The organism is Peribacillus sp. P4_D6, assembly GCF_056401795.1.
The window spans coordinates 1-5,428 of sequence record NZ_JBFUIQ010000188.1 but is presented as its reverse complement, the minus strand read 5'-3'; the positions used below and the strand labels follow the sequence as shown (position 1 = coordinate 5,428).

Genomic DNA, 5,428 nt, shown 5'->3' with positions numbered 1-5,428 from the left:
GATCTATTGTGCATCACATAGTGGAGAAAATAGCTAATGATTTCCATTAGTTTTAGCGAAGCGTACGCTCAATTTACTAATAAAAACCAGAATTTCAATACTCTGTTTAAAAGTAGATTAAAAAAATAAATTCCCTAATATACCGAGTGGTGCAAACCGTTGATACATCAATGTTTATAGAGGGAGGTTAGTTTAACTTCATATAATTGTGTATTATAGTGATAATATAAAGTTTTTCTAAAGGAAGATTAAATTGAAGAATAGATTTTCAATTGGAGAAATGGCTAAACTCCATAATACGACCATAAAAACCCTTCGATATTATGATGAAATTGATTTATTAAAACCTATACATACGGATCTAAACAACGGTTATAGATATTATTCAACGGAACAATTTGAACATTTGAACACTATTCATTATTTAAAGGATTTAGGTTTTTCATTAAAGGAGATCAAGGGACATCTGGATCACAGGAATATCGATGGTTTTTTGTATCTCTTAGAGGAACAGAAACGATTAACCGAAAAAAAAATGAAAGAACTGGAACGAATTAACCGAAGGTTCCAAAATCGAATCAAGGACATTAAATTAGCACGAGAAATAAAAGAATTGGAAGTGCCATTCATACAGGAGAGGAAAGAGAGAAGGATAGTAAGATTAATGGAAATAATCAGTTCAGAACCTGAGATGGAAGTTTCCTTACGACGATTAGAGAGTCTGTCTAATATGAGTTCTTCTATATTTATTGGGGGAGTAGGTCTTACGATAAGTATTAATAATACATTAAACAACAAGTTCAATGAATATAACTCGATATTTATTTTAGTCGAAGAAGATGATATTCAAAATCCTTTAGTGACAACTCTTCCCGAAGGAATGTATGCCTGCATTTATTATAATGGAAATCACAGCGATTCCCCCGAACATTATAGAAGCTTACTCAATTGTATTCAAGATAACGGTTTCCAAGTTATCGGGGATTCCATTGAAAGAACAATAATTGACCATTATATCTCCGGTAGTAAAGAAGACTATCTGACAGAAATACAAATACCAATAAAGTGTTGACCCTCCCGTTACAGGAGGGTCTATATTTTTGGATAGAACAATAATTAAAAGGAGAAATGATTATGTTTGGAACATTCTTTAATACAATGATGATAGTAATCGGAAGCATTATCGGAAGCATCTTTAAAAAGGGGATAAAAGATGAATATCACAACATTCTAATGCAGGCTATGGGGTTAGTTGCGTTGGGGTTAGGAATAAATGCACTAGTGGAACATTTACCTTCCAGCAAATATCCGGTACTTTTTATTGTAAGCATAGCCGTAGGGGGATTGCTCGGTCAAAGGCTGAATTTAGAATCAAAATTTAATGCTTTAGTTAATAAATATTCCAGAGGTAATTTAGCTGAGGGGTTAGCGACTGCTATCCTATTATTTTGTATTGGAACGTTATCTATTTTAGGTCCTGTAGAGGCAGCGTTAAAGGGAGATTATACGTATCTGCTTGCAAATGGGGTGTTGGATGGGATTACCTCGATTGTGTTAGCATCCACATTTGGTATTGGGATAGCTGTTGCAGGAATTGTTTTATTTATTTGGCAAGGTGCCATTTATTTAATTGCTATTTTAATGGAGAACTCCATAAATAATGATCTTCTGAACGAAGTGACGATTGTAGGAGGTATATTGATAATCGCATCTGGTTTAAATATTTTGGGGATTAAGAAATTTAATACTTTAAATCTTCTACCATCAATAATAATTCCTCCTATTGCATTTTTAGTTATTCATTTTTCCCATTTATAATATTTGTGAAATATTACACTTAAACTAACGGGTGCTTTAGCTCAATAACAGGGGTTGCTGAGGCAGCCTTTTTCTTATGGCACTAAAGGGGCAGATTAGTTCAGGTAGCATAGTTTATTCGAACTGTGCAACATAATCATTTTAAAATTACTTTGGAATATTTTTTGATTTACTACGAATCCTAATTTTAGGAGGCGACAAAAATGAAAAAACAAGAAAAATCAAAAAATATTGGCCAAAAAGCCGATTCAATGAATGCCTTGGATCAAGGGTTAAACTTGTTTCCACAAATAGTTAATAACGCTACTGGTATTGACAAGGGGAACGACGGTAAAATAAATAAAGATGATTAAATTGAACGCCTTTTTTGTGGCGTTTTTCTATCTTTTCTAATGATCTTCTCCATCCTACTCCCTCCTTCACTTGTCAACTCAACAATAAGTCTTATAGAACTATCGGGTGCCTTAGTTTATTAAGGAAGATAAAAAAAATCAGCGTTTTTATAAAAGAGTAATCTAATTTAATAGTAGTATAAGGGCATGTTTTGATAATCTTTTTTCAAAACATGCCCTTTCTATTTATTTATTAAAGTTTTTTGTTTAGGTACTCTAAATAATCCATGTGCTTTTCTAGTTCAATTAGATTAAGATGGATTAGTTAATATTTACTATATGAGAGAAAATGGGGAAAAATTGTTATGAGAAATTATTTTATTTTAGCAGCAAGTGTTATCTCAATTGGATTGCTTGGTGCATGTATGCAAGAAGAAAAAGCAGTAGATAAAAAGGCTCCAGTCGAAGAAAGTGCACATGCTGAGGAACCGACAGATGTTGAAGAGCTCTCTTCAGAAGAAGTAAACGAAACTAAATCTCTTTATACGGTGGACAGTTATATGAAGTCAGTCGAAGAAAACCTTGATGCAAAATCGGAAACATTAATCAGTAATATAAAGGAGTTACATAAATACACCATTTACTCTAAAGTGGAAATATTGGATTTTGTAGCATTTGTAGAAGATCCTTCCGAGTTTAACTTATCCATTACTATGTTCTCAATGGATAGACAAGCTAATGAAGTCTTTAACGAGGGTAAGGATTCTTCTATCTTTGCAGGTAGTCTAGGTATGATTGAAAATGTAAGATACACCCACCTTTTAGGTAATCAAACAGATGACTTTTGGGATTTCTACGAAAAAAATGAAGAGGAACTTAACCTTGCAGAAAAACAAGCGTTTGCTACTTGGGTCGCAGATTGCTGGAAAAAAGCAGATGGACAAGCAATCACATTGCCAGCCTACTTTTCTCTTCACGATGATTATGAAACCTTTGATTTAAGGAAAAATCAGTGGGTTACAGATGATGAGAAATGGTCTTATTGAGACATTAACGGAGGGGCCTTTATCCACATTGTTCCTCATATGAGTAAAGACCTTCAATTGAAGGTCTTTTTTGTTAGTACATTGGTTACATAGTAAACCTGCAATAGATTAATATACTATTCTTGGTCAACTAACGGATGCGTTAGCTGAAGATCGGAGCTGAAAAGGCTTTTTTATTAAATCAAACTTTTGTTGTGGATCTCCTTATCATTCTCATAGTACTAAAATCTCATTTTTTATGATTAGAAAAAACTCATTTGGTATGTATGGACTATAAAGTTGTTGTATACTGTAAGTGGATAAAATACTTTATAATTGACAGGAGAAAAGTAATTGAAAGCAACAATGTTTTTTCTAATTGGTTCTTTGGATGTGCAGCGCGGTGGGTTAACGAAGGCTTCGTTAGCTCAAGCCAACACATTTGCAGAAATGGGCTATGATACGCATATACTCACATTCAATTTTGATACGAGATACGAAAGGATTCGAAGTAAATTAATAGAGCTTGGACAACTTAACGAAAATGTTAAAGTTTTAAATCTCTATGAAGAGCTTTGTGGAAGTGAAGAAGATTTATCAATTACACAAGTTACTCCTGAAACAGGATATTTAGATCCACACGTTGGACATAACGCTTTTAGAGTATACGAAAATGGACTTTACACTAAATATAAAAAATTTCACGAAGATGATTCTTTAGACTTCATTGATTACTTTAATGAACAAAGATATCGAGTGAAAAAAGAAGTGTATGATGAATATGGCTTAATAAGAAAAGTATCCTTTATGGATTTTGCTTCAAATAAACCAAGACAAATGGTTTTTTATAATAGCAATTCTCAAGCTTACTTATCAAAGTGGGTAAATCCGGAAAACGGCAAGGCCATTCGAGTAAATTGGTTTGAGGAAAATGGAGATATTAAAGCTATTTATAGCAATGATGAGCAACTAAAATTAGATTGGGTTGAACGAGTTATAAAAGACGTGGAAAACCCTGTATTAGTTGCAGATGCTAGAAAAACTGACTTATTAATGATAAATGTAAAGAATAGTAGTGCTGCCAAAATTTGGAGATTACACAGTAGTCATCTTACAGCACCATGGGAAGCCGATTCTGACATCGCTTCAACTGTTCAAACGGGTATTGATCATTTGGATACTCTAGATGCTGCTTTAGTTCTTACGGAACAACAAAAGACAGATATTGAAAATAGATTTGGTAAAAGAACGAATTTGCATGTTATTCCTCATGCGATGAAGACAAACTTAAAAACTGGATGGTTTGCCCGCCAAGGTTTAGTTAAAGAAGAAAAGCTAGCAGTGGTTATTAGTAGGTACTCAGCCATTAAAAATTTAGATCATATTATTAAGGCATTTGAAATCGTTGTAAAGAAAGTGCCGGATGCGAAGTTAGAGTTTTGGGGAGAAGGTACTGAGAAAGATAAGCTGCAAAAGATAATCAATAATGCTAATCTTACAAATCACATAAAATTAAATGGATACACCCAAGAACCATCTGAAATTTATCAAAGTGCTCTTTTCAGTATCTTAGCTTCAAAAACGGAAGGGTTTTCTCTTTCTGTATTAGAGAGCATGTCTAATGCTACAGCTGTAGTGAGTTATGATATAAGATACGGTCCTAATGAATTAATTGACAATGGAGAAAATGGAGTTTTAGTTCAAAAGAATAATATAGATAAACTAGCAGAAGTGATGATTTCAATGTTCAATCATCCGAAAACAACCATAAAGATGGGTAAGGCTGCTCTAAAAAAGGTAGAAAGAAAATTCAACCAAGAAATTTATGCGAATTCTTGGGAACATGTTGTTAGAGTAGCAATTGAAAATCGTCAATTGAAAAATAAAAGCAGTAAGGCGACTTCCACTAAATTGTTTACCGAATAATCAATGGCCCTTACTCATATTGAGTAGGGGTTATTTTTTTCCAGGAATGTTAGTGGTGTTGTTGAATTTCTTAATGAACTAACGGGGCAGCATTCCTGTTAGAAGGATGTTCGAAGTCTTGAAAGAAAAAGAGCCCTCTTGTATGATGCATGAGTGTCAACGACCATTGACTCAGCATCAAACAAGGAGGACTTCTCTATGCAGTTTAAATGGAATGAAAAAATTAATCAAGTTACTGAAAATACACTCGTTGTTGGTATGGATATTGCCAAGCATGTTCATTACGCTTGTTTTGTTGATGAACGAGGGCGCGTGATAGAAAAAGCC

General features: G+C 33.6%; 5 protein-coding genes and 1 pseudogene. All 6 read left to right on the top strand.

Annotated features, from left to right (window positions below):
- The first annotated feature begins 253 nt into the window (after positions 1–253).
- On the top strand, positions 254–1,072 hold the full coding sequence (locus tag AC1DVB_RS24965; protein WP_057277287.1) for a MerR family transcriptional regulator: 819 nt from the start codon (positions 254–256) through the stop codon (positions 1,070–1,072).
- A 62-nt stretch (positions 1,073–1,134) separates the two neighbouring features.
- Positions 1,135–1,818 (top strand): DUF554 domain-containing protein, encoded by a 684-nt coding sequence (locus AC1DVB_RS24960; RefSeq protein ID WP_477591457.1) that lies wholly within the window; start codon positions 1,135–1,137, stop codon positions 1,816–1,818.
- 203 nt (positions 1,819–2,021) lie between these two features.
- Positions 2,022–2,171 carry a hypothetical protein gene (locus tag AC1DVB_RS24955; protein WP_164468803.1) on the top strand — a complete coding sequence of 50 codons (150 nt, stop codon included), beginning with the start codon at positions 2,022–2,024 and terminating at the stop codon, positions 2,169–2,171.
- Positions 2,172–2,515: 344 nt separating this feature from the next.
- Entirely contained in the window at positions 2,516–3,196 is a 681-nt protein-coding gene (locus AC1DVB_RS24950) for a hypothetical protein (protein ID WP_057277285.1), read from the top strand.
- Between the two features lie 333 nt (positions 3,197–3,529).
- A complete protein-coding gene (locus AC1DVB_RS24945) occupies positions 3,530–5,101 on the top strand; it encodes a glycosyltransferase (RefSeq protein WP_377333653.1) in 1,572 nt (523 codons plus the stop codon).
- 198 nt (positions 5,102–5,299) lie between these two features.
- A pseudogene (locus AC1DVB_RS24940) lies at positions 5,300–5,428 on the top strand (IS110 family RNA-guided transposase); the annotation flags it as partial.